Origin of the sequence: Streptomyces sp. NPDC012825, from assembly GCF_042900925.1 — a bacterium.
Taxonomy (GTDB): domain Bacteria; phylum Actinomycetota; class Actinomycetes; order Streptomycetales; family Streptomycetaceae; genus Streptomyces.
This window is the reverse complement of the sequence record NZ_JBIBBZ010000017.1, coordinates 69,593-92,155: the sequence shown is the minus strand read 5'-3', so window position 1 is coordinate 92,155 and position 22,563 is coordinate 69,593. Positions and strand designations below refer to the sequence as shown.

At 67.8% G+C, this 22,563-nt stretch carries 13 protein-coding genes and 1 pseudogene; 3 read left to right on the top strand and 11 right to left on the bottom strand.

Features of this window, described 5'->3' with window-relative positions:
• Positions 1 to 280 precede the first annotated feature (280 nt).
• On the top strand, positions 281 to 1,162 hold the full coding sequence (locus ACFY7E_RS27020) for a hypothetical protein (RefSeq protein ID WP_389489179.1): 882 nt from the start codon (positions 281 to 283) through the stop codon (positions 1,160 to 1,162).
• Positions 1,163 to 1,595: 433 nt separating this feature from the next.
• Here ACFY7E_RS27020 and hemC read toward each other — a convergent pair whose 3' ends face one another.
• From hemC to ACFY7E_RS27005, 3 genes are read right to left on the bottom strand one after another with little or no spacing between them, the layout of a single operon-like run.
• On the bottom strand, positions 1,596 to 2,528 hold the full coding sequence (hemC, locus tag ACFY7E_RS27015) for a hydroxymethylbilane synthase (RefSeq protein ID WP_389489177.1): 933 nt from the start codon (positions 2,526 to 2,528) through the stop codon (positions 1,596 to 1,598).
• A gap of 17 nt (positions 2,529 to 2,545) precedes the next feature.
• On the bottom strand, positions 2,546 to 3,118 hold the full coding sequence (locus ACFY7E_RS27010; protein ID WP_389489174.1) for an O-methyltransferase: 573 nt from the start codon (positions 3,116 to 3,118) through the stop codon (positions 2,546 to 2,548).
• Positions 3,111 to 4,082 (bottom strand): hypothetical protein, encoded by a 972-nt coding sequence (locus ACFY7E_RS27005; protein ID WP_389489172.1) that lies wholly within the window; start codon positions 4,080 to 4,082, stop codon positions 3,111 to 3,113. Before ACFY7E_RS27005 ends, ACFY7E_RS27010 begins: the two co-directional genes overlap by 8 nt.
• Positions 4,083 to 4,232: 150 nt before the next feature.
• On the opposite strand from ACFY7E_RS27005, the gene cutA reads away from it, so the two are divergent.
• Positions 4,233 to 4,559, top strand: a complete 327-nt coding sequence (gene cutA, locus ACFY7E_RS27000) for a divalent-cation tolerance protein CutA (protein WP_383439254.1) — start codon at positions 4,233 to 4,235, stop codon at positions 4,557 to 4,559.
• Positions 4,560 to 4,631: 72 nt separating this feature from the next.
• On the opposite strand, the gene ACFY7E_RS26995 is transcribed toward cutA, so the two are convergent.
• From ACFY7E_RS26995 to ACFY7E_RS26970, 6 genes are all read right to left on the bottom strand, one after another.
• Positions 4,632 to 5,594 carry an HNH endonuclease gene (locus ACFY7E_RS26995; RefSeq protein ID WP_389489168.1) on the bottom strand — a complete coding sequence of 321 codons (963 nt, stop codon included), beginning with the start codon at positions 5,592 to 5,594 and terminating at the stop codon, positions 4,632 to 4,634.
• 136 nt (positions 5,595 to 5,730) lie between these two features.
• Positions 5,731 to 7,035, bottom strand: a complete 1,305-nt coding sequence (locus ACFY7E_RS26990; RefSeq protein ID WP_389489166.1) for a helix-turn-helix domain-containing protein — start codon at positions 7,033 to 7,035, stop codon at positions 5,731 to 5,733.
• 269 nt (positions 7,036 to 7,304) lie between these two features.
• A complete protein-coding gene (locus tag ACFY7E_RS26985; RefSeq protein ID WP_389489164.1) occupies positions 7,305 to 9,608 on the bottom strand; it encodes a Helicase associated domain protein in 2,304 nt (767 codons plus the stop codon).
• An 85-nt stretch (positions 9,609 to 9,693) separates the two neighbouring features.
• A complete protein-coding gene (locus ACFY7E_RS26980) occupies positions 9,694 to 12,702 on the bottom strand; it encodes an AAA family ATPase (RefSeq protein WP_389489161.1) in 3,009 nt (1,002 codons plus the stop codon).
• 1 nt (position 12,703) lies between these two features.
• Positions 12,704 to 13,900 (bottom strand): exonuclease SbcCD subunit D, encoded by a 1,197-nt coding sequence (locus ACFY7E_RS26975; RefSeq protein ID WP_389489159.1) that lies wholly within the window; start codon positions 13,898 to 13,900, stop codon positions 12,704 to 12,706.
• A 271-nt stretch (positions 13,901 to 14,171) separates the two neighbouring features.
• Positions 14,172 to 16,001 carry an ATP-dependent endonuclease gene (locus tag ACFY7E_RS26970; RefSeq protein ID WP_389489158.1) on the bottom strand — a complete coding sequence of 610 codons (1,830 nt, stop codon included), beginning with the start codon at positions 15,999 to 16,001 and terminating at the stop codon, positions 14,172 to 14,174.
• A gap of 571 nt (positions 16,002 to 16,572) precedes the next feature.
• Between ACFY7E_RS26970 and ACFY7E_RS26965 the strand changes: the two are divergent.
• Positions 16,573 to 16,953, top strand: a pseudogene (locus tag ACFY7E_RS26965) (transposase); the annotation flags it as partial.
• Positions 16,954 to 16,975: 22 nt separating this feature from the next.
• Here ACFY7E_RS26965 and ACFY7E_RS26960 read toward each other — a convergent pair.
• Positions 16,976 to 18,004, bottom strand: a complete 1,029-nt coding sequence (locus ACFY7E_RS26960) for a Wadjet anti-phage system protein JetD domain-containing protein (RefSeq protein ID WP_389489156.1) — start codon at positions 18,002 to 18,004, stop codon at positions 16,976 to 16,978.
• Between the two features lie 41 nt (positions 18,005 to 18,045).
• A complete protein-coding gene (locus ACFY7E_RS26955; protein WP_389489154.1) occupies positions 18,046 to 22,560 on the bottom strand; it encodes a hypothetical protein in 4,515 nt (1,504 codons plus the stop codon).
• Positions 22,561 to 22,563: the final 3 nt, after the last annotated feature.

Here is a 22,563-nt window from a genome sequence, read left to right as displayed (position 1 = left end):
CTGCGGTCAACTCACGATGAACCGGAGGATCCCTGCTGATCGTTCCTGGCCTTACATCTCACGCGCGCGTAAAGCTGAAACCGTTTCCTGGCGGGGAGTACACGCAGCAGCACCGGCACGGAGCAGAGCAGGCGCTTGGGCTCCGCCAAAGCGCTCCTTCGCCACAGCGGCGCCAGGTCCGCGCCCTCAGCGGCGTACAGCAGTGATCATGGGCTGTCACTTTGCGGCAGTATCTGCCACAGCGCCGGGACCATAGGGCAGGGCCGTCAGCATCGGTGCCATGGACTTAGTAGATCTTGTGGCTGTCGCCACCGCTTTCCTCGCGCTTCCCCTCACGTTCCTGGCCGCCTTGTGGGCCAGACGCAGCGGCAGGCAATCGGCGGACGCGACCGTCATTTCGGGTGTCAACCAGGCCCATGGCTCCGTGGCCGCGGCTCGTGTTCAGACGCCTGGAGAGCTCGCGCTGCGGCAGCAGGCCGCGCTGGCGGACGCGTCTGCCGCTTTCCTGCGGGCTTGTGACGCGCTCGCGCGCACCGTCGAGCAGCTGCCGGGCGTCGTTCTTGAGGAGCGTCCCGTTCAGCTCGCTGCGCACGGTATGGCGGTGGAGACGACCCTCGGCCCGTTGGAGCTTCTGGCGCAGCCGGAGCTCCAACGGCATGCGAAAGCGCTGCGGGGATACTGCCGGACTTTGGAGGACCTTGCGCTGGACAGGGCAGTGCTCCGTTCGGCTGTGCGGGCTCTGGAAAACGGCTGGTGCCCTCTCAATGCGGAGATCTGCGATAACGATCATCACGGCGCGGCATTCGTCGCCTGGCAGTTTCTCCTGGAGTGGCCCGACCGGGAAGATGAGGAACGGTGGACAGACCGCGGCCTGCTGGAGTACTGCCTCCAGGAGAGCCAGTGCATGACCGAGGGCGAGATAGCCGGTGTTCTCGCGGTCGTCGACCGTGTGCCGCCTGCCTGGTCCCGGATGATCGGCGGCCTCGTCCGTGATCCGCTCCTGGAGCGGTTCACTGCCCTGCGCGCGCCCTTCGTCGAAGCCGCCCGCTCCGCACAGCCTCTGATGTCACCGGCTGAACCTGATGCGTCGAGGGCATGGCCGGGTGACGCTGTCGGTGCGGCAACATCCATGGCTGTTTCCGAGCCTTCCGTACCAGCCTGACCTGGGGGGATCAGCAGCTCCTGGGGGCGGGGACTTGATGTTTCCTCATCGCCAGGTTCTCCTGGGTCTCTGCGGCTTTCCCAGTGGAGCGAGCGCCAGGGATGGCGCCTGGGAAACCGTTGCAGATTTCATTGCCTGTCTTCGATCTGAAGACGTGGGGGCGCTATGGAACCTTTGATTGGGGCGAGCATGTGCGACCAAGCGCTACCCGTAGTTCGCGACGTGATCTATAAAACGGCCACCAACCTGGCTGGCTGTCGATAGCAACCGTCCACAGCGGGCTGACGCAGAAGTAGGTCGGGGCACCGCCCCCCCTGACGGGCGAACAGGCGGCCCCCGCCTGAGAGCATGGGGGCAGGGGCCGCTGCACGCCCGTCAGGGCACCGTTCTCGCGGTGCCGATAGGGGGCCCGGTAGCGGACCGGGTGGGCCGCTCAGTGAGCAATGCCGTCGATCAGCTCGCGCGCGCCCTGCCGCAGGAGGGCCACGGCGACGGAGGTACCGAGGGTGGCGGGGTCAAGTCGGCCAGCCCACTCGTGGGCGTGGAGCATGACCTTGCCGTCGGGCGAGAACACGGTGGCCCGCAGCGACAGCTCGCCGTTGCGCTCGACCCGGGCGTACCCCGCGATCGGGGAGTTGCAGTGCCCCTGGAGGACGTGGAGGAACATCCGCTCGGCCTGGGTCTCCCGGTAGGCGTCGTGGTCGCCGAGGCCGCTCACGCGATCGATGAGGCCGGTGTCGCCCTCGCGGCACTGGAGCGCGAGAACGCCGGCGCCGATCGGCGGGATCATGACGTCGACCGGGAGGGTCTCGGTGATGACATCGGTGCGGCCGATGCGCTCCAGGCCCGCTACGGCCAGGAGCAGCGCGTCGGCCTCTCCGGCCTCCAGTTTCGCCAGCCGCTTGTTCGCGTTCCCGCGCATGGGGACGCAGTCCAGGTGCGGGTGGGATGCGGCGAGCTGGGCGATGCGGCGGACGGAGGAGGTGCCGATCCGGGTGCCGGCGGGCAGCTGGTCGAGGGTGAGGCCGCCCAGGTGGATGAGGGCGTCGCGGATGTCGTCGCGCTTGAGGAAGGCGGCGAAGGTGGTGCCGGCCGGGAGGGGCCGGTCTGCTGGGATGTCCTTCACGCAGTGCACGGCGAGGTCGGCCTCACCGGCGAGGAGCGCGGCGTCGACCTCCTTGGTGAAGGCGCCCTTCCCCTCGACCTGGGACAGGTCGCCCATCCACTTGTCACCGGTCGTCTTCACCGGCAGGACGGTGGTCTCCACGTCCGGGTGGAGCGCGGCCAGCTCGACACGGACACGCTCCACCTGGGCGAGAGCCATCGGCGAATCACGGGAGACGATGCGGATCAGATCAGGAGCCATGCACGCACGATAGACCGTCAGATTCTGGCGGCGACCACCAGGCCCGAGGCCCAGCTCATGTGCGTGGCGCGCCAGTTGGGAACCTCGGGCAGTCGTTCGAGGAAGTCGTCCACCCGGGGCTGATGGTCGTCCGGCCACGTCGCCTGGGGCAGCATGTCGTCCACGACATACAGGGCGCCGGGCTTGAGCAGGGTCAGGAGATCGGGCAGCCGGAGGTACTTCCCGGGCCGGCAGTCGACGTACGCGAGGTCGAACAGGCCGTCTTCCTGGGTGAGCCAGTCGTCCGCGTCCGCGTGGACGAATTCGATCCGGGCGTCGTCGGCCAGGTGGTGGCGGGCGATGGCCTGCACGGCCGCGTTGGCCTCCACCGTGACGAGGCGGGCTCCGGGGGTCATGCCGGAGGCCAGCCACGCGGCGCCGGCGCCGACGCCGGTCCCAAGCTCCAGGAAGCGGCCGTCCGGCTTCGAGGCGGCGAGGGTGGCCAGGAGGCTGCCGGTGCGGTCTTCGCAGGACATGGCGAAGCCTGCGTGGGCGGCGTCTTCGAGGATCGCGTCGAGCTGCGGCGGGCGCTGGTGGGGGATGTCACGCACGGCGGGCCTCCAGGTGCTCGGCGACGGTCTCGGCGGCGAAGGTGAGGATCTGGTCCGCGCCGGCCCTCACGAGCATCGCCAGGTACTCGACCATCCCGGCCGTGCCGAGGGCCTGGAGCGCGGCCCACTCCCCCGAGGTCGAGTAGGCGACGAGCGGGACCTTCTGGTCGTCGCGGAGCCGGACAAGGACGTCGCCGGTGGTCATGACGGGCTGGAGGGTGAGGGAGTCGGCGCCCTCGGTGATCCAGCGGCGGGCCTGGAGGAGGGTGTCCTGCTGCGCGCGGCCCGGTTCGAGCTGGAGGCCGCGGCGGTGTCCGGACCGGGGGTCGGTCTGCATGAAGGTCTTGAAGGGGCCGTAGAGACTGGTGTGGACGGCCACGTTAGGGTTGACGCCGACGTCGCGGTGCCCGGCCTCGTCGAGGGCCTGGCGGACGGCGCGGATCGAGCCGTCCAGCATCGCGGTGGGAGAGACACAGTCCGCGCCGGCCTCCGCGTGCATGACGGCCATGGTGGCCATGAGCCGGTACGTGCCCTCCAGGTCGATGTCACCGGCGTCGGTGCGCAGCACGCACTGGCCGCGGTCGGTCCACGAGCAGCCGCACACCTCGGTCGTGACGGCCGTGGCGGGCGTCTCCCTCTTCACGGCCTGGACGGTGCGGACCATGCGGTTGCCGGGGGCGGTGGCGCCGGCCGCGACCCTGTCGCGGTCGTGCCCGAAGGCGAAGACCTTCACGCCGCGGATGCCGAGGGTGGCCCAGCGGGCCATCGTGGTGGGGACGTCGGCGAACTGGACGGCGCCGGGCAGCGAGGTCTCCGGCGCGCCGTCGGGCAGGGACAGCAGGGGCGCGCTGAGGTCCGCGGCGGTGAGCGGCGGGCGGTTGTAGAGGGCCCGGACGACGTCGCGGGCCCGGGACGGGTTGATGCCGTCGGGTGTCGGTGCAGTGCGCTCGGTGAGTACGGTCATGCCGGGAGTACATCCCGACGTGGCGTCGGCAACTAGACCGTCCGGGGGGACCCATGGTGGGGGGTTCACAGCTTTCAACCATGCTCCCCTGTGGGGCTGTTGAGCGGGAGTGATCTATTGGGAGCAGGGGCCGGTGGTTAGGCTCGCGGCATGACTGACTACGTGCAGGTGTCGACCGCCACCGAGACCGAAGAGCAGGCCACCGCCCTTGCGGGTGGCGCCGTTCAGAAGCGGCTCGCCGCCGGGGCGCAGATCGCCAAGGTGAAGTCCGTGTTCTGGCACCTCGGCGAGTACGGCACCGGCGAGGAGTGGCAGATCCTCCTCAAGACGACGGCCGACCGGTACCCCGGGCTGGAGGCTTACCTCCTCGAGGCGCACCCCTGGGACAATCCGGAGGTGTGCGCCGTCCCGATCGTGTCCGGGGCCGAGCGGTGCAAGGAGTGGATCCGCGACTCTGTGAGCAGCCCCGAAGGGTAGCCCTCCAGCTGTCCCCCCTCCGCCCGAACGGACTTCTTGCCGGGCAGCGGGAGTCAGGGTTCTGCCGGAGCGCTAGCCGGCCATGGCTCGCTGATGGGCTGTACGGGCGACCTTGAACAAAGTCTGCTGGAACTCGTGCCGAGTGGAGCCACGCGTCTTGACGGCGTGGCAGTTTGGGCACAATGCCACCATCTGCTCCGGGTGGTCCCTGCCCTCTTCGGCGATCGGTCGAACGTGATCGACTTCGAGGATCGGCTTCCCGGCGTCGGTGACGTCGGACGGCATGCCTGAGCATCCTGGGTTCTCGCACCGGCCGCCGCAGCGGTCCAGGACGGCCTCTCTGGCCGATTCCCGGCGCACTGGGACGCTGGTCGTGCGTTGTGTGCGCTGGCCAGGAACCTCGTTGTGCTCGACGCGGGCGACGAGTTCCCGGTAGCGGCTCCATGGAGCCGGGAGCACAGGCTCCGAAACCTCCGGCGCACCGGCGGCTGCCCTTTCGCACCGTTGGTGTCGGACGTAGCCGGAGGGGCGGGGCTGGCCACAGACCGGGCAGGACCCGCCAGGTTGGGAGCGCTCCGACACCTGCCCCGCAGGCTGTACGTCGGGGGTGCTGGCAGGCTGCATGAGCGCGCTCAGGGACGCCTCGATGGCAGGACGGAGCAGTCCATAGGTGCGCTCCACCCAGTCAATCGCTCTGATACGTACCGTGCGGGGGAAGGGCCGGCTGACGATTGCGATTCGGGCGGTGCTGTCGTCCAGCGGTTTGGCGTGGACGACAGCGCCGTCCGCCAACGGCAGAGTGCGCACGATCCGCTTCATCTTCTCTGTTCCACAGTCCCGCACCGTGAAGACGATCTGCGGAGTCAGCTGTCTGCTGGAGCACTCGTATGTGGAGGCGTGGGCCGTGTAGGACAGCTGCCCATCCTTGACCAGACGCACTGCATGGCCCTTGACGGCCCAGTGCGGGCTCCGGTTGCTGACCAGGCTCAGAAAGCGGTCACGCTCGAGGTTTGCCTTCGCCTGTTCGTTCACCACAATCCCCCTCCGTACGGATAGCGGGGTATTGAAACAGGAGGGGCCACGCAGGGGAAAACGCGATCACTTCCTGGGTACCGCTGCCCTCCAGCCGCCCGGCGTCGCCCCATCCAGATGCCGAAGTCCCACCGAAGCGCTAGGGACTGACAGCCTCCAGGACTTCGCGTACCTCGGCCACGTCGCCGTACGGGCGCAGGCGGGCGAGCACGACGTCGATCCGCTGTCTGGGCCGGATCGACGCCACGCCTGTCGCGAGTTCCAGAGCGCGGCGGGTGGTCGCGGCGGCCTGCTCGACCTCACCGGCCGTGACATACGCCTCGGCGAGCCAGGAGAGGTAGAGCGCCTTGTCCCGTGCGTGCTCGTCTGGGAAGGTCTGGAGGGCGCGGGACAGCACCGGAACGGCGCGGAGCGGGCGCTTCAGCTCCGTCCAGCAGCGGCCCGTCATGATGTCCAGCTCCTGGTGATCCACCCACGCCGACCAGTGCGGCTGGGGCTCTCCGTCCGGCGCCTCCTCCAGCGCCTTCCGCGCGGCCTGGAGCGCCCTGTCGGTGTCGGCAGGCTGGTGGTCCACGGTACAGGCCCAGGCCAGCCGCTCGTACAGCAGGGCGCGCACGCTGGACGGCGTGCTGTCGGTGATCGTGGCGCAGGACTCCTCGGCGAAGGAGACGGCCGTCCGACGGTCCTTCCCGAGCGTCCCGTACGCCAGGAAGGCCAAGGAGTTCGAGTAGAGGTCGCCTGCCTGCGCCTCCCGGGCGTAAGTCCGGCTTTCCTGGTAGAGGGACGCGGCATCCCGCCCGCGGCCGCCGTCGAAGGCCGCCCATCCTGCCTGCTGGGCCTGCTCCGCGAGGAGCGATGTCAGCCGCTGACGGGAAGTGTCCGAGAACGAGCCGGTGCGCAGCAGCGCCTTCGTCCGCTGCACTTCGCCGAGGTACACCTTGAAGGTGTCAGCCCCGCCGAGGATGTCGTCGAGGCGGCGGAGGCGGGCGGTGCGCTCGTGGAGACGGTCGACGTAGGAGCCGGTGATCCGGGCGGGCGGAGCGTCGGGCTGCTGGAGAGCGGGAAGGGCGGCGGCCAGGCCACCGGCGGTGGCGACCTGGAGGACGGTGCGGCGGTGCAAGGAGGGTCCTGTCGTGCTCGGCGCAGGAGCGACTTCCGCCTCCCAGGGCCGGGAAGCGAGACCGACCATGCGGCCCGGGATGCGTAGGGCATCCGCGATCCGCACCACCTTCTCGAAGGTGGTGATGCGCCCGGTACCGCGCGCGAGCTGCCCGACACGCTCAGGCTTAATCTCGCACTCGGTGGCGATCTTCGAGTAGCTGATGCCGGCCTTCTCGCGTGCGATGCGGAAGACCTGGCCGAAGTCGTGGGCGCCCAGCGCACGCTGGACGTCGTCATCGGCGAGAAGGTCCGGCGGTAACGCGGTAGGTGGCTGGTAGGTCATCGGTATCTCTTCCTGCCTGGCTAACCCTGCGTCCTGGGTGATCTAAGGGCCTACCCATCACGCGAATCCCACCCTGTCGACAGAGCCCCGGGAGGCAGTACCGACCGCGCCCGGGGCATGACGACTGGTAAGGAGCCGTCGTGCCCGACAGTACCCAGCTGGACCGTGATGACAGGCCAGCTGATTCGGTCTTTGTTCATAGACCGGTGGAGACGGAGCCGGGCGTGCTCGTCCCCTCGCACCGCAGCCACGAGGGTCTGACTGGCCTCTCAGGCTTCTGGTATGTGGGCGAAGGTGATCCCCATGTCTGTGAGTGCCTGTCGGCGGTCGGGGGCTAGGCGGTCCCGGCGGCGTCGGATGTTGCTGAGCCACTGTCCGAGACGTACGGCTGCGGAGGGAAGCTGTTCGATGTGTCGCTGGGGCACGTCGAAATGTCCTTCCCGGGCGTGGAACTGTGCGAGTGCTTTGAGGCCTTGTTGGAAGTTGTGCTCTCGGGTCCCAGGGCTGCGGCGCGGGAGCGGAGCGATGTCCGCCTCTGTTGTGCCTGCGTTCAGGCGAGCCAGCAGGCTTAGCTGCTGCGGGTTTCCGGGTGGGTGGGTGCGCTGGGTGTGCAGCCACTCCCCCAGGCGTTCGCCCTTGTCTGTGTGGAAGTGGCGTGGGATGGCGGTGAGTGTGTGTCCGGCTTGTGCGTGGTGGCGTGCTACGTGATACATGCGCTGCCATGTCAGCGGCCAGGGTGGGTTCCAGTGTGGGTCGAGTTCTTCCAGGGCCTTCGTGCGGGCGGGAGTGAGCTGGTTGGCCCGCTTGCGTTGGGTGGCGAGCCAGCGGCCGAGTGCGAAGCCGGTGTCGGGGTCATGGTGGTCGACGGGGGCGGCGAGGTGTCCGTGGATGGTGGCGTAGGCGGCTGCGTGGGTGAGTCCGCGGTCCCATGCTTGCTGGCGGGGGTTCCAGATGATGCCGAGTTGCTCGAGGGCGTGGGTGCGGGCGTGGTCGAGGGCGTTTTGGTTGTGGAGGTGGCGTTGCCAGGTGATCCAGCGTCCTAGCGGGTAGCCGGCGGGGTCCTCGTACGCCTGAGGGATGTCGAGGTGGTGGTGGGTGCGGTGGTAGCGGCGGGCTGAGGCCAGGCCGCGGCGCCATTCAGCGCTTTTTGGTTTAAGGACCCGCAGGGTGAGGGCGAGGGCGACTTCGTCGGCGTTGGTGGGGCGTTCGAAGTGGAGCCAGGTGCCGGGTTCGCCGGTGAGGGTGGGGCGATGGGTGCGGGGGTCGGCGAGGCGGGCTTCGAGGCGGCTGTCGTGGGCGCGGAGGGCTTGGATGGTGCGCCATAGGGGGGTGTAGGCGTCGGCGCCGAGGAGGTCGTCGGGGTTTTCGTCGGGGGTGAGGTAGACGGGGACGATCAGGGTGGCTTTTTTGTTCGCGCCGGGTTGTTGGCGTAGGGCGCGGCCGACGGCCTGGACGGTGTCGACGGGGCTGTTCTTGGGGTCGGCGAAGACGACGGCGTCGATGGAGGGGACGTCGATGCCTTCGCCGAGGACGCGGGCGTTGGCGAGGACAGCGGGTTGTTCGGGATGGGTGTGGGTGGCGTAGTCGAGGAGGATGCGGCGGCGGACACGGGGTGGGTGGGTGCCGCTGATCCACTGTGACCACAGGCCGTCGGGCTGCAGGTGTGTGGGGAGGGCGGCGGCGGTGTCGGGGAGGGTGGTGGCGAAGACGCGGGCGTCTTGGACGCGGTGGTGGAAGGTGAGGACGCGGCGGAGTTTGTGGTCGTGGATGGCTTTGAGGACGGCGACCTGGCGGCCGGCGAGGCGCAGGCCGTCGACGCCGGCGCCGGGTCCGGTGGCGAGCCAGTCGCGCAGGGTGGTGTCGTCGATGACGGGGACGAGGATCTGGTAGTCGGCGAGGAGGCCGAGGTCGATGGCGTCGGAGAGGGTGAGGCGGTAGGCGACGGGTCCGAAGAGGGTTTCGTCGTCCATGGAGGCAACGGTGTCGGCGTCCCCGTCTCGGTCGGCTTCTGCGTCGGCGTCCCAGATCCGGGAGGTGGCGGTGAGGTAGAGGCGGTGGTGAGCGGGGATCTGGTTGTCGTGGTGGACGGCGGCCCAGGCTTTGCCGAGGCGGCCTGCGGTGCGGTGGGCCTCGTCGACGACCAGCAGATCCCAGGGAGGAAGGCCGTGGGTCTGGTGGGCGGTGACGACGGCGGGCAGGGAGGCGTAGGTGGCGTAGACAGTGACCGGTCCGCCGGTGCTGGTGAGGGCGGTGAGCTCGGCGGGGCTGGTGGTCATGGGCAGGTCGCCGGCCGGGATGTGGTCGGAGGCCTGCCTGGCCGAGCAGACGGCGACCATGGTGCCTTTGCGGCCGGCGGTGTGCCAGGAACGGGCGGTCTGGGACAGCAGGTCCAGAGTGGGCAGCAGGACCAGGGTCCTGCCCTGTGGGGTGAGGCGGGCTGTGGTGCGGGCGGCGATGAAGGTTTTTCCGGTGCCGCAGGCGGCGACCACGGTGGCCCGGGCATGGACGCGCAGTGCTTTGACGGCGGCGGTGACGGCTTCCTGCTGGTGCGGGCGCAGCTCGATCTCGGGCATGTGAGTACCGCTCCAACGGGTCGGCCGACTGGTGCAGAGCAGAGGGGACGGGTTGCCCGGTCCTCTCTGCTTGGGGGGTGTCAGGCTATTCGGCTGCTTCGGTCAGGTGGGCGAGGGTGGAGCCGGTGGGGTTCTTGCGTACGTGGAGCCGGTGGGGGATGCGGCGGCGTAGTTCGGGGACGTGGCTGATGACGCCGACGGTGCGGTCGTGGGCGCGCAGGGAGTCGAGGACGTCGAGGACTTTGTGGAGGGTGTCTTCGTCGAGGGTGCCGAAGCCTTCGTCGATGAAGAGGGTGTCGAGGGGGTTGCCGCCGGATTCGTGGGTGACGACGTCGGCCAGTCCGAGGGCCAGGGAGAGGGAGGCGAAGAAGGACTCGCCGCCGGAGAGGGTGTCGGTCTTGCGGGGGCGGCCGGTCCAGGAGTCGGTGATCTGCAGGCCGAGGCCGGAGCGGGCGCCGCGGGGGGCTTGGTGGTCGGAGTGGGAGAGGGTGTAGCGGCCTTCGGACATGATGTTCAGGCGGGTGTTGGCGGCGGTGACGACTTCTTCGAGCCGTGCTGCCAGGACGTAGGCCTCGAGCTGCATGCGGACGCGGGCGCTGGTTGAGGTGCCGGTGACGAGTTCGGCCAGGTGGCGTGCGGTGCTGTAGGCCTGTTCGAGTGGCTGAAGTCGCTGGACGGCGGTCGCGAGGTCGGTGGCCAGTGTGGCGAGGTCCTGGGTGCGGGTGCGGGCGGCATCGGCGGCGGCGGTGGCCGCTGCGTGCTGATCGTCGGCGGCCGCACGGGCTGCTGTGGCTGCGCCGGTGTCGGCGGGGGGCTGGACGGCGGCCTGCTGCAGGGCAGGGTCTTGGAGGACCGCGGTGTGGACGGCGCAGTTCTCGCGCCATTGGGCGATCTCTTCCTCGATGACGCGCAGGGTTTCGCCGTCAAGGAGGGCCTGCTGGGCGAGTGCCAGGGTGTCGAATCCCTGCTCCTTCGCGGTGAGGAGGGCCTGCTCGGTGCGGTGGTTGAGGGTCTGGGCCGCGGTGGCGAGGGTGCGGGAGGCTTGGGCGGCTTCCTTGAGGTGGTCGGCGGTGCGGGTGAGTTCGGCGGCGCGGGCGGCGACGGTGGGGTGGGTGCCGCGGGCTGTGGTGAGCTTGGTGGTCAACTCGGCGAGTTGCACGGTGAGGGTGTCGTAGTCGGCGTTGCGGGCGGACAGACCGGCGGTTGCGGTGCGGTGCTGCTCGGTGTGGTAGGTGTGCTCGGTGTCGAGCGCGTGGAGTTCTTCTTGCACGGCACCTTGGTCGGCAGCCCGGGCCAGAGCGTCGGCTAGGGCGGCGTTGAGTGTGGCGCGCTGGGTCTGCAGGTCGGCCAGTGAGGTGTCGCCCGCTTCACCGGTCGCGACGGCTGCTTGTTCGCGCAGGCCGTGCAGGACGGCCGCGGCGGCGTCCCGGGCGGTGTTGGCTCGCTCGTGGGCGGTTTCGGCGTCCTGTTCGTCCTGGCGTGTGGGCTGCCCGTCCTGGGCGGCAGCGGGAACGGGGTGGATGCAGGACCCACAGACCGGGCAGGGAATGCCGTCAGTGAGGGTGGCAGCTAGCTCGGCGGCCATGCCTTCGGTGCGCCGCCGGCGGATGTCGAGGTGCTCCTGGCTGGCCAGGGTGGCAATCTCTTGCGCCTTTACCAGGCGCTGTTCGGCCTTGGCGACTTCCGCAAGGTGGGTGTCGCGCAGCTTGGCGGCTTCGATGCGGGTCTTGAGGTCGTCCAGGACGTCGTGATGACGTCGGCCTTCCTGTTCGGCCTGACGGGCGGCTTCACGCCGTGCCTCGCGGTCGCGGCGCATGCTGGGCTCTTGGTCGAGCCAGTCCTGGGAGGTGCGTTGCTGGGTGGCGAAGTCATCCCGTTCGGCGTCGATGCGCTCCAGCTGGACGGTCAGCCGGCGGACAGTGTCCTCTTCGGAGATGAGCTCGGCCAGGACAGCAGCTTCGTCGCGGGTGGTGTGCTCGATGGTTTCCAGCTGGTCGGCGTCCAGATCCGCGTGCTGAGGCAGCAGGCGGTGACGGGCGCTGTGTTCGGTGCGCTGGGCGTCGGCGTGGTCGCTGGCTGCGGTGTCGGCGGCATGCAGATGAGGAGCCGCGTGCTGGGCGCGGCGGGCCTGGTCGCGACGCTGGCGGAGGGCGGCCTGGTGTGGTTGTTGTTCCTGCAGCAGGTCGAGCTGCCGCCGGGCGTCTGTGTAGCTGGCCTGTTGCTGGTGGAGGTCGCGTGCTGCGGCTTCGAGGATCTGCTTTTCGAGCAGGTGGGTCTTGGCCGTGGCGGCTGCTCGGAGTGTTTTTTCGTGGTGTTTGTGGCTGGCATGCAGGAGGTCCTGGGCCCAGGTCTGTGCGGGCTCGGTGAGGGTGCGGGGGTCTTCGGGGGTGGGTGCGGGGTGATCGGTCGCGAGGTCGGTTCCGGCTGCCTGGTGGATGCGTTCGACCAGGCTAAGGACGGCGGTGCGGGCGGTGCCGCGGTCCTTCTCGATAGTGCGGCTGTGATCGTGGAGCCAGTGTTCGACGAAGGCGAAGCGATGGGTGCGGAAGAGTTTCCCGAGGAGTTCGCGCCGGCCGTGGGCATCGGCGTGGAGGAACTTGGTGAATTCGTTCTGGGGCAGCAGGACGACCTGGCAGAACTGATCCCGGCTCATGCCCAGCAGGTCGGTGATCTCGGCTGAGGCTTCCTGGTGGGACTTGCTGAACGGTTCCCAGCGTTCCTGTCCGGTGGTGTCGGTGGTCCGCTCGCTGAGGAAGGTCTCGGGTTTCTGCTGGGTCTCGCCTGGACCGGATCGCTTGGGTCGCATCTGAGCAGGAATCCGGCGGATGCGCAGGCGGCGGCCTGCGAGGGTGACGTCCAGGGTGACTTCGGTCAGGAGGCCTTCGGGAGCGTGGTGGCTGCGCAGCAGCAGGTCACGGTCGCCGGGGGGCTTGCCGTAGAGGGCATAGCAGATGGCAGCGAAGACGGTGCTCTTCCCGGCGCCGGTGTCGCCGTGGAGGAGGAAGAGGCCGTCGGCGGACAGGTTGTCGAAGTCGATGGTGTGGGTGCCTGCGAAGGGGCCGAAGGCCTGCAGGTGCAGAGAGTGCAGGCGCATGTCAGACGGTTTCCTTCTGCTGCTCGCTCAGGCGGGAGGCTTCGACGGCTTGCTGCAGCAGGGCTTGTTCCTCAGGGGTAGGCCGGGTGCCGCGCATGCTGTGGATGAAGTCGGTGGTGATGCCGAGGTCGCTGCGGCCGCGCATCCGTTCGCTGTAGGTGCTGGAGGTGACCTGGGCGGGGATGTGGGCGGGCCGGTGCTTGAGGTCGGCGGTGTGGGGGAAGCGGCGGCGCAGGCGGGCCATGGCCTCGAAGGGCAGGGCAGTGTCGGTAAGGGTGACCTCGAGCCAGGCGTCTTGCAGTGGTTCGTGAACGGGGTTGGTCAGGAGGTCGTCGATGAAACCGGTGACGCGCTCCAGGCGGCGGGCAACGGGACAGGGCAGGCGGGTAAGGGCGGGGGCCTTTTCGGGGGTGAGGTCGACGAGAGTGATCGTCTTGGTGTGGCGGGCCTCGGAGAAGGAGTAGGCCAGAGGGGAGCCGCTGTAATGGATGCGGTCGGTGACGGACTGAGCGCCATGCAGGTGACCGAGGGCAACGTAGTCGATGCCGTGAAAGAGGTCGGCGCCCACATGGGCGATACCTCCGACGGTGATGTCGCGTTCGCTGGTGGATTCCTTCGCCTTATCGCGTTCTTCGGGCTGTCCGGTGCCGGGGGTGACGAAGGCGTGGGCGAGGACCACGCAGCGGGTGCCGGTCGAATGGTGGGTGGCGAGGTCGGTGCGGATGCGTTCCAGGGCCGCGGTCAGCACGGCACGGTGGGAGACGACTTCTGCATCCAGCGGGGCGCGGGCCAGCGAGGGCTCGAGGTACGGGATGCCGTAGACGGCGACGGGGCCGTGGGCATCTTCGAGGATGACGGGGGTGTCGCAGGTGGCGGGGTCGGTGCGCAGGTGGATTCCGGTGCGTGCGAGAAGGCCGGAGGCGACGCCGAGGCGGTGGGCGGAGTCGTGGTTTCCGCTGATCATGATGATCGGTACGTTCAGATCCGCGAGCTGATGCAGGGCGTGGTTGAACAGGCGTACAGCATCAAGGCTGGGGATGGCCCGGTCGTAGATGTCTCCGGCAACCAGGACGGCGTCGACGTTCTCGGTTCGTGCGATGTCGACCAGATGGTCGAGGAAAACGCGCTGGGCGGGTACCAGGTCTTCTGAATGGAACCGTCGGCCCAGGTGCCAGTCGGATGTGTGGAGGAACCTCATGCGCGTACACCTCGAGCTTCGTCACTCAGTGTGATTGTCAGTGCAGGAAGGGAAGATAAGAGGCGTGGGAAGGAGGAGAGATGTCCTCTCCGAGGTCTGCTCGTGCTGGCTGCGTTCCCTCGCCAGGCGGGTGCAGATGGTGCGGTATCGACGCCCGGATTCACGCCCGCCAGTGGGTGGAATCGGTCGGCTGGCACGCGTGGGTGGCGCCGACCGACGAGCAGCGCAAAGAGCGCATGCTCTTGCGTCGGGCGCAGCGGTCGGCGTCTGGTCAGTGAGTAAGCTGCTGTAGGCGGGTGAAAATCTCCCGTAGCTGGCGGGGCACGTCCTCGGCGGTGGTAAGGGTGGTGGCGAGCCCGTAGACCATGGCGGGTTTGCCGTTGGGGCTGTTGTCCTCGGCTTCTTCTTTGATCATGTCGAGGATGCGGGCACTGAATTTTTTGCCGTCGCGGTGTGCCTCGAAGTCGTCCGGGTGCCAGGTCTGGGGTGCCGGCTTGGGCCACAGGGTGTTAGCGGCAGTGGTCCACTGCTCGTTGCTGAAGAGTTCTTCGAGTTCGTTGTAGCCCTCGGCTTCGCCGATATAGGACACCTGCTCTTCGAGGTCGAGGCCGGCGCGCTGAAGTCGTTCTGTTTTGAAGAGTTTGTTGGTGCGGCTGTCGGCGTCGACCATCAGCATGACGGTGCGCTGGTGTTTGACGAGGTAGCTGGCCAGGTGGAGGGCGCCTTCGTTGTTCTCGCAGCCCCACAGGGCGATGCCCGCGGCTTGGAGCGACATGTTCTGGGCGAGGCGGAAGAGCAGGGGGAGGCTTTTTTGCTCGGTGTCGCCTTCGACGGCGAGGAAGCAACGTTCGTGGAGCAGGACGGAGTTGCGCAGCCCCAGCGATGCCGCGATCTGGCCGAGGTGGAAGTCGATGCCGTCGTGCTGGTCGTCCTTGAGGCGCTCGACGACTGTGCGGCCGCCGGGTCCGAGGCTGAGGTGGACCACGTCGGCGATGTCGACGCCGTCGATGAGGTTCATCGAGTGGGTGGCGACCATGACGTTCACATGGGGCAGGGCGCACTGCTTGCGGACGATGTCCATGACCGTGCGCTGGTGGTGATAGTCGAGGTGGGTGTCGGGCTCGTCGTAGACGACGATGGTCTGTGTGGGCTGGGCGGCTGCGGGTTCTCCTGATGCGGCCAGTTCGGCGGTCTCCAGGAGGTTGCTGGTCCACTCCCATACCGCCAGGGCGATGCGGCGGGTGCTTCCCTGGCCGGCGCGCGTCAGGTCGACCAGTTCACCGTCGGCCCTCGAGACGTGCAGCGGGGCGCCTTTGAACCCTCCGCTGAAGGAGACCATGGGCTTGACGTTGACGTTGACGTACTCGCCGCAGTGCTGGCGGATGTGGCTGCACAGGGAGTCGGCTTCCTTCTCCAGCCGCTGGTTGATCTCTTGTTCGATCTCGCGGACACGGCCCTGGAGGGTCTCGTCCTCCAGGTGCGTCTTGTAGCTGCTGTTCAAGGCGGTGTGCACGGCGTCGTCGGGGCTCTCGTGTTTGCCTCCGAACGACAAGAGCCGCGGGAGTCGCTCTTGGAGCAGTTTGGGCAGCGGCCGCCATCCCTGTTCCTGGGGAACGGTCTTGGCGTGTGCCGTGAGTTCTGCCAGCAGAGATTCCTTGAGGGTTCCTGCCGGGGACAGGCCGTACTCAGCGACGAGGGAAGCGAGCGCAGGCTTGAGCAGTTGGTCGAGGTCGCGCAGCTTCGGGTCGACGGGCCGGCTGCCGAAGTACTCCAGGCTGGCTGCTTCTCCCAGGGGGGAGCGTCGGCGGATGCGCATGTGCTCACCCAGGCCGTTATGGCTTTGTTCTTCGGCGTCCAGCCGGAAGTGGCCCTCTACCCAGGTTTCGGCGCAACGTCGGCCTTTGGCGTTGTCTTCGCTCTGCGCGTAGGTGCGGTCCTCGTCGGTCAGGCGGTGGTTGCCGAGGAGGAAGGCCAGTGCGGTGAGCACGGCGCTTTTGCCTCCGTCGTTGCGGCCGGCCAGGACGGTGGGCCGGCTGACGGGGATGTCTTCGACATGGGCCAGGGAGCGGAACCCGTGCGCGGAGTAGCTGTCGAGATACACGGGAGCTGCTCCGTATCTCTCTGCCCGACGGTGGACAGAGGCGTGGCGTGCGGCAAGCGCAGATGCTGACGAGGCGCCTGTGCCACTGGCACAGGCCGTCATATTAAGTGCTGTTGAACAACTGCAGTATGTTTTGGGCCACTTGAACCAGTGAGTAGCTTCGCGTCCTGCTGACGCCGCGACCACCTCCTCCTGGGAGACGTGGGTGCATACGGAACCCGAAAATCGCAAGGTTGATCGACACTCCGGGGGGAATGTCTTCGGCTTGGATTCGACCACCGCACCAGGTAGCCGCCCACCTGGCTTCCTCTACGGCCCCGACAACCAGAGCCGAACAGCTACAAACCTGCCCGGTCAGTGACTCTGCGCGCTGGACGGCCAGCATCCACCATGAGCGCGCGCACTTTCCCTGCCGCGCCCGCAAAGCGTGAGGGATACATCTCCCCATGCTCTGTCGAGCAGGCTTTGCGGATCCCTCACCCGCTCGCGGCTCCGTAAACTGGCCTGCTACCCGGTATGACAACTGCGGCCTCACTCGGCGACCGCACCCTGGTGGTGCCGTTCGCCATGCGGCAACACCAACGACTGCACCCGGTTCACCACCGTCGTGGAAGCGATCCGGGTGCCACGGACCGGCTCCGGGCGACCCCGGGTCCGGCCCGATCACGTCCTGGGCGGCAAGGGCTACACCTCGAAGGCGATCCGCACCTGGCTCCGCCGCCGAGGCATCGCCCACACGATTTCCGAGCGGGCCGACCAGATACGCAACCGGGCCCGGCGAGGCAGCTGCGGAGGCCGCCCGCCGGCCTTCGACCACGAGGTCTACAAGCAGCGCAATATCGTGGAACGCTGCTTCAACCGCCTCAAGTAGTGGCGTGGCATCGCCACCCGGTACGACAAGACTGCCGAGTCCTACGAAGCCGCCATCGCTCTCGCATCACTCCTGATGTAGGTGTGACATCTGACGACAGAACCTAGGGGAATGTGAGCCCGTCCTGCCACTCGCTCACCTCGATGCGTGCCTGTAGGGCACGCATGCCGACCGCTTCTTGGGCAAGGCGGCAGCCATCGGCGAGGAGCGATGCGGCCCGCGTTGCTAGCGGTTCGGAGAGCCATCCAGCGAGTTCTAGGGCCTTCCTGTGAGACACCGGTGTCTGTCCTGGCTGCGGAACACCGATCTCGAGCAACAGTCGGTACAGACCTGCTGCCGGACGTACGGGGGGGAGCCCTTCCTGGGCCGCCCTTCGATGTGCGCTGGCTGGGATTCGCAGGCCATCGGCGTCGAGATCGCCGAAGTATGCGATCGCATGTACCTCCGTCATGTCGGTGACCGAGGCGACCGACGCTTCGAACGCTGCCCCCGCTCCCCACGCAACTCGCCCGACGTCTCCGGGATTCGCAGTCAGCACGCGCGTGAGGGTGTCGAAGGTGTCGGCGTTCTCGACTACGAGAAGCACCGGGCCGCCTCCGGTCCTGCGGGTCGACAATGGCGGGTGCGCCCGGAAGGTGCGCAGGAGTTCAAGCGTGAGTCGGCCCGGCGCGAACAGGGAGGTGTTGAGCAGAGCGTCGAGGCGCTTCTCATGCCCGAGAACTTCGAGAGATCGTTCTCTCAGTGGTGCAACGTCGTCGTCGCGGCCGCAGTCTCGCAGCCATTCGTTGATCGAGCGCAGGGTACCGATCTGTCCCAACGTGAGCCGGGCGGATGCGGCCCAGGCCAGTTCCGGGCGCCACGCTATCGCTTGGGCGGCTGCTGCGGCCGTGGGTGAGGGTTGAGGGGCTGGCAGCTTGAGGCGGGTCGGCAGCGCGGGGGTCGCTGAGGTGTCCTTGGTGTGGGAGCAGCTGATCAGACCTGCGGCGGTGAGCGCTTCGATGGCCTCAGCGAGGTCTGTGCGGCGGCTGGGGCGCATTGCGGAGGCTGCGTCGGCGATGGCGAAGGCTTCCCAGAGTTCTGCGAGGGTGAGAGTTCGTCGTGGCCACTCCTCCAGTGCTGCGGCGAGTCTCATGGCCCGCGGGGACAGTGTGACGTTGGCTGAGGTGGCAGGGTTCATGGTGTCTCTGCGGGCCGACGGTAGAGGCGGGCTGCGGTGACTGTTCCCGGTGCTGCGCCGGGGGGCGCTGTTTCGACGTCTTCGAAGGGATGTGGCATTTGGGCGCGGACGGTCTCGGCAACTCGGATGTGCTTGAGTCCCGCTCGTAGATCGGCGTCGTTTCGCATCCGGATCCACAGCGGGAACGCTGCCAGGGCGCGATCATCGGACAGTCCGGTTGTGTATACCAGTTGGACGCCCAGGGCGGAGGCCACGCCCTGCTGCAGGTCAAGGAGATAGGACGCACTCGCCTTGCCGATCGGGTTGTCGAGGAACAGTACGCCGGAGTGACGGTTGCGCATCTGGCCTCGTTCGTTGGCTCGCAACGCCGCCATGGTGCAGTACAGGATGATCGCGGCGGTGAGTTCCTGTCCTCCGGAGAAAACAGTGTTCATCTGCTCGATCGGGACTCGCTCGTCACGCAGGACGGAGTCTGGTTTCAGTACTTCGACGGAGAAGCCTTTGGGGACGGCGGCTTCGGCGGAGCGCAAAAGGAGTGCGATGCCGTCCCGTTTGGGGGCGCTGCCGCGGGCTCCGATCTGGCGGGCTGCTGTGGAGGCGGCAATGTCGTCGATGAGTTCGCCGATGCGGGCGGCGAGCAGGCTGGGGTCGGGATCGGTGAAGCGGATGCGGAGGAACTCTTTGCCTTCCCAGTCACCAAGCCCGGAGGGCAGTCGGGACAGGCGTGTTGCGGTCCGTAGGGTCTTGAGTGCCCCGTCGGTGAGCGCGGCCAGTCGTTCGACGATGAGTTTGCGGTGCTTGCCGGCGTTGTCCAGATCGGTGTTCAGTGTGGCGAGCCGCTGCGCGAGCTGATCGGCAAATTCTGTCGCACGGGCTCCCAGTTGTTCGCGTCCCAGGCTGATGATGGCCCTCCGGGCGACGTTTGTTGTCTTTTCGAACCGGACGTCGCTGACGAAGCGGACCGCTTGGTCGACGAGTCCGTTGAGAGCGCGGTTGGCGGCGTTGGCAGTGGCGCGGGCTTCACGCAGATCGCGTCGCAACCGGTCGGAAAGCTCATGGGCACTCTCCGCTGACTGCTGGTAGGGCTCGATGATGTCGGGGCCCGGTTCCGTCGTCGGCCGTCCCGCCAGGGGGCTGGAGGTGTCGTCAAGTGTCGCTTGCACAGGTTGGAGTACTTCACGGAAGCTGCGAGCGGCTTCGCTTGCCTGCTGCATGTGGCGTTGCAGGTCTGTGGCGTTGCGTGTGGCTTTTTCGAGGGCGTCTTGAGCGGCACGGTGCTCGGCCTGGGCGGTTTCCATGAGCTGGCGTCCCTGTTCTACGGAGGCAGGGCGGCGTGTCTCAGGAAGAACGATCCACACGTTGCGGTCGCGGTCGGCGGGGCTTGCGGTGCGCAGGTCGCTGCGGAGTTGTCCGACGCATTCGTTCGCAGTGCTGATGGTGGCAGCCAGCCGCTGCTTGTCCCGGTTCGCCCGGGCGATTTCGGCCTGCCGGCTGGCGCGGTCGGCGCTGGCGGGTGTGGTGAGCAGTCGTTCGGCTTCAGCGATCGTCTCGGGTGGGATTCGTTCAAGGTCAGTACGGCGTCGGGCGGCTTCGGTCATGGCCCGGTCTGCCTCTGCTCGGAGATCCTGGCCGACTTCAAGGCTGCGGTAGACGTCGGCTGCGGCTGCGTAGGCCTGTTGGAGGGCCAGCAGACTTTGGCTCGGGACGGTTGAAGCGATGGTGCCACTGGCGGTGACGACCTCGGATGCCGCGGCAAGGTGGCGCTCGGCACGGTCTCGGGCGTTTTCTGCCGCCCGCACGGCCTCTTCGGCCTGTGCCAGCTTCTGTTCTCGGGCCACGGTCGCCTCGGCCACAATACGGCGGGCTGTTTCCCTGGCCTGCTCAGCCTCGCCGGCTCGCCGTTGCGCCTCGGCAGAACGCTCCACCTTGGCCGTGAGCCGTTCGAGAGCGCCTGCGGTGTCTGCGGCAGCCCGCTCCTGGGCTCGCAGCTGGGCAAGTTGAGCGGGGTAGAGGGCCTCACGCTCTGTCCAGGATTCCACGTCTACGGTTGCTGCCTGCACCCGCTCCTGCGCTGTGGCGACGGCGGCGTCTGCGGCAAGGAGTTGCTCCGTTAGCTCGGCAAGATGGCCTGCTGGGCAGGCTTTGCGCCAGGCAGCTAGTTCGGCGGCGACGACGCGGGTTCGGTGCAACGCCGCGGTCAGTGCCGCGATCTCCTGGCCGCGCCGTTTCATGTCCTCGCGTAGCTCCGCCCGGCGCGCCTCGGCGGCTCCTTCGTCGAACATGGCCGGGTTGGTCTCGAGCACGAAGCGGGCTGAGGTCAGCTCAGTTGCGGTGAGCAGCTGCACACCGGTGCCGACGGCAATCGCGGCCGCAGGCATCAGGCTTGCCGCTTGGACGATGGTGCGGGCCTGGGGAAGCTGCGTTGCGTCGACGAGCACGACTCCGTCGGCGAGTTCTGGATGTGTCGCGATGAGGGTGATGCGTTCACTGGCGGAGGCATTTTGCGCCAGGTAGCGCCAGCCGGTGTGGGCGGCAACGCCTGCGTCCCGCAGAACCTCAACGGCGGCCTCGACCTCAGGTCTGGCCGGCAGCAGGCCACCGTCGCCTAGAGCAGTGAGAACACGATGGTCGCCGTTCTGTACAGCGCGTAGGCCGTCCAGCCGTTCTTCACGTGAGTCGATGTCTTCGGCGAGCTGGCCAGCAAGTGCTTCCGCCGATGCATCGAGGGTCGCCGTGTCGATCCGGTCTGCCGCTAGGGCGGCGACGAGCGCTTCGTCGGCGGCCAGGTGGGAAGCGCGGGCGGTCAGCTCGTGCAACTGTTGTGCTACCGGTTGCTGTTCGCGCTCCCTGGCCAATAGGGCCCCGGCGGCTTCACGGGCACGGGCTTGAGCGTTCTTGAGCTCCCGTTCAACGTCTGTGGCCTTGCGTTCTGTGGCAGCGAGTGTGTCTTCGAGGAGGGCTGCTCTCTCGCGGGCTTCTTGGGCTGCGGCAGGCACGTCTGAGCCGGCCGGCAGAAGACCGTCGGAGATGGCCTGGGCTACGGTGCGGGCCGTGTCGCTGACTTCGGCCAGGGCTGTCTGCTGTGCGCTGCGGGCCTTCTCCTCGTCCTGTAGCGCGACAGTGCGCTGCTCATCCGCCTTCTTGGCGGTCAGCTTGTATTCCTCGGCTTCCTGATTGAGCTTTTGCGCCTGAGCACGGTCGTTGGCTGCCTCGTTGTGGAGTTTCGCCAGCAGCTGGGATGCGGCCTCATCGCGTGCGGCCAGAGCGGGGCGTGCGGTCTCCTCGGCGTCGGCAATCTGTCGCTCGAGTGCGCGTGCGTGAGCGACTGACTGGTCACGGGCGTCGACCGTCTCGGATGCCGTCCACCCGGCCAGCTCGAGCTCGACCGCTGCTTGTGCAAGCTGTGCGGCGCCTTGCTGTTCCTCCGCGGCAGCGAGTTCCAGGGCAACTGTCTGACGGCGGATTTCGTTGACGACGTCACGCGTCCGGTCGCGGTCGGTTTCGGATGCGCTTGCTTTGGCTACCGCTGCGGTGTGCTCACCAGTCAGCCGTCTGGCGGCAGACTGTTCAGTGTCATGGCGCGCTGCGACTTGGGCACTGAACGCGTGGATGTCTTGCTCCGTACGCTCCAGCGCGGCTCGCGCCTGCATCGCCGTAATGTACGCCGCGCCGACAGGGTGCAGCGCCGCTACGGCACCTTCGGTGAAGTCGCGCTCCATCAGCATCGCGGATCGATCGCCGACGGTGGTGGCGTAGCTGTCGAAGTTGTCCGCCACGCTGGCGGCGTCGGCGGGGTCCATGACGATCGTGAGGAGCCAGTCGACGAATTCCTTGCTGCTCTTGAATTTGAACGCGCTGGCTGCTTCCCCTTCGTCAGCGTTCATCTGCCGTTGGATGGAGAACAGTTCGGGTTCGATGCGCAGGCTGCGCAGGTGGTCGAGCCACTCCCCTTGATGGGATCCGATCCAGGTCAGCTGAGTGGCTGGGGAGTTGCGGTAGGTCTCCTCCAGTGCCTCCTGGAAGTGACCCAGTCGCAGACGGCGGCCGTCGGCGGTGAAAGGGAGCGTGGCCACTTCGACGGCGGCGTTAGGGCGTAGCGACCACCATGCCTCGTCCAGCTTTCGGCCGTCGCTGGTGCGCTTGCGTCGCCACTGGTAGGTCTTTCCGGTGATGATGCGTTCGCCGGTTTTGACGTGCATCCACTCCAGCACAACGTGTCCCGCGTCCTCCCCTACGACGAACTTCTCCAGAACTTCGGGCGCGCCGCCGAGGGTGTTGCGTTTCCCGGGCAGGATGACAGCGAAGAGTAGTTTGAGCAGGACGCTCTTGCCTCCGCCGTTTTCCAGAAGGAGGAGGCTATAGGGACTGGGGCGGCGCGGAGGTGCGTCGAACAGCGTCCCCCCGCCGATGGGCTGGCCCACATCGGCGAGATTCAAGGTGACGTCGGTGAAACGGGCGCCGCGCGGGCCGACGCCGAACAGGCGGACGCGGTTGAGTTCGTACACAGTCATCCC

What these genes read in the sequence shown, in the direction of transcription:
- ACFY7E_RS27020 (WP_389489179.1), top strand. Translation starts at nt 281, where the DNA reads ATGGACTTAGTAGATCTTGTGGCTGTCGCCACCGCTTTCCTCGCGCTT.
- hemC (WP_389489177.1), bottom strand. Translation starts at nt 2,528, where the DNA reads ATGGCTCCTGATCTGATCCGCATCGTCTCCCGTGATTCGCCGATGGCT.
- ACFY7E_RS27005 (WP_389489172.1), bottom strand. Translation starts at nt 4,082, where the DNA reads ATGACCGTACTCACCGAGCGCACTGCACCGACACCCGACGGCATCAAC.
- cutA (WP_383439254.1), top strand. Translation starts at nt 4,233, where the DNA reads ATGACTGACTACGTGCAGGTGTCGACCGCCACCGAGACCGAAGAGCAG.
- ACFY7E_RS26990 (WP_389489166.1), bottom strand. Translation starts at nt 7,035, where the DNA reads ATGACCTACCAGCCACCTACCGCGTTACCGCCGGACCTTCTCGCCGAT.
- ACFY7E_RS26985 (WP_389489164.1), bottom strand. Translation starts at nt 9,608, where the DNA reads ATGCCCGAGATCGAGCTGCGCCCGCACCAGCAGGAAGCCGTCACCGCC.
- ACFY7E_RS26980 (WP_389489161.1), bottom strand. Translation starts at nt 12,702, where the DNA reads ATGCGCCTGCACTCTCTGCACCTGCAGGCCTTCGGCCCCTTCGCAGGC.
- ACFY7E_RS26975 (WP_389489159.1), bottom strand. Translation starts at nt 13,900, where the DNA reads ATGAGGTTCCTCCACACATCCGACTGGCACCTGGGCCGACGGTTCCAT.
- ACFY7E_RS26960 (WP_389489156.1), bottom strand. Translation starts at nt 18,004, where the DNA reads ATGAGACTCGCCGCAGCACTGGAGGAGTGGCCACGACGAACTCTCACC.
- ACFY7E_RS26955 (WP_389489154.1), bottom strand. Translation starts at nt 22,560, where the DNA reads ATGACTGTGTACGAACTCAACCGCGTCCGCCTGTTCGGCGTCGGCCCG.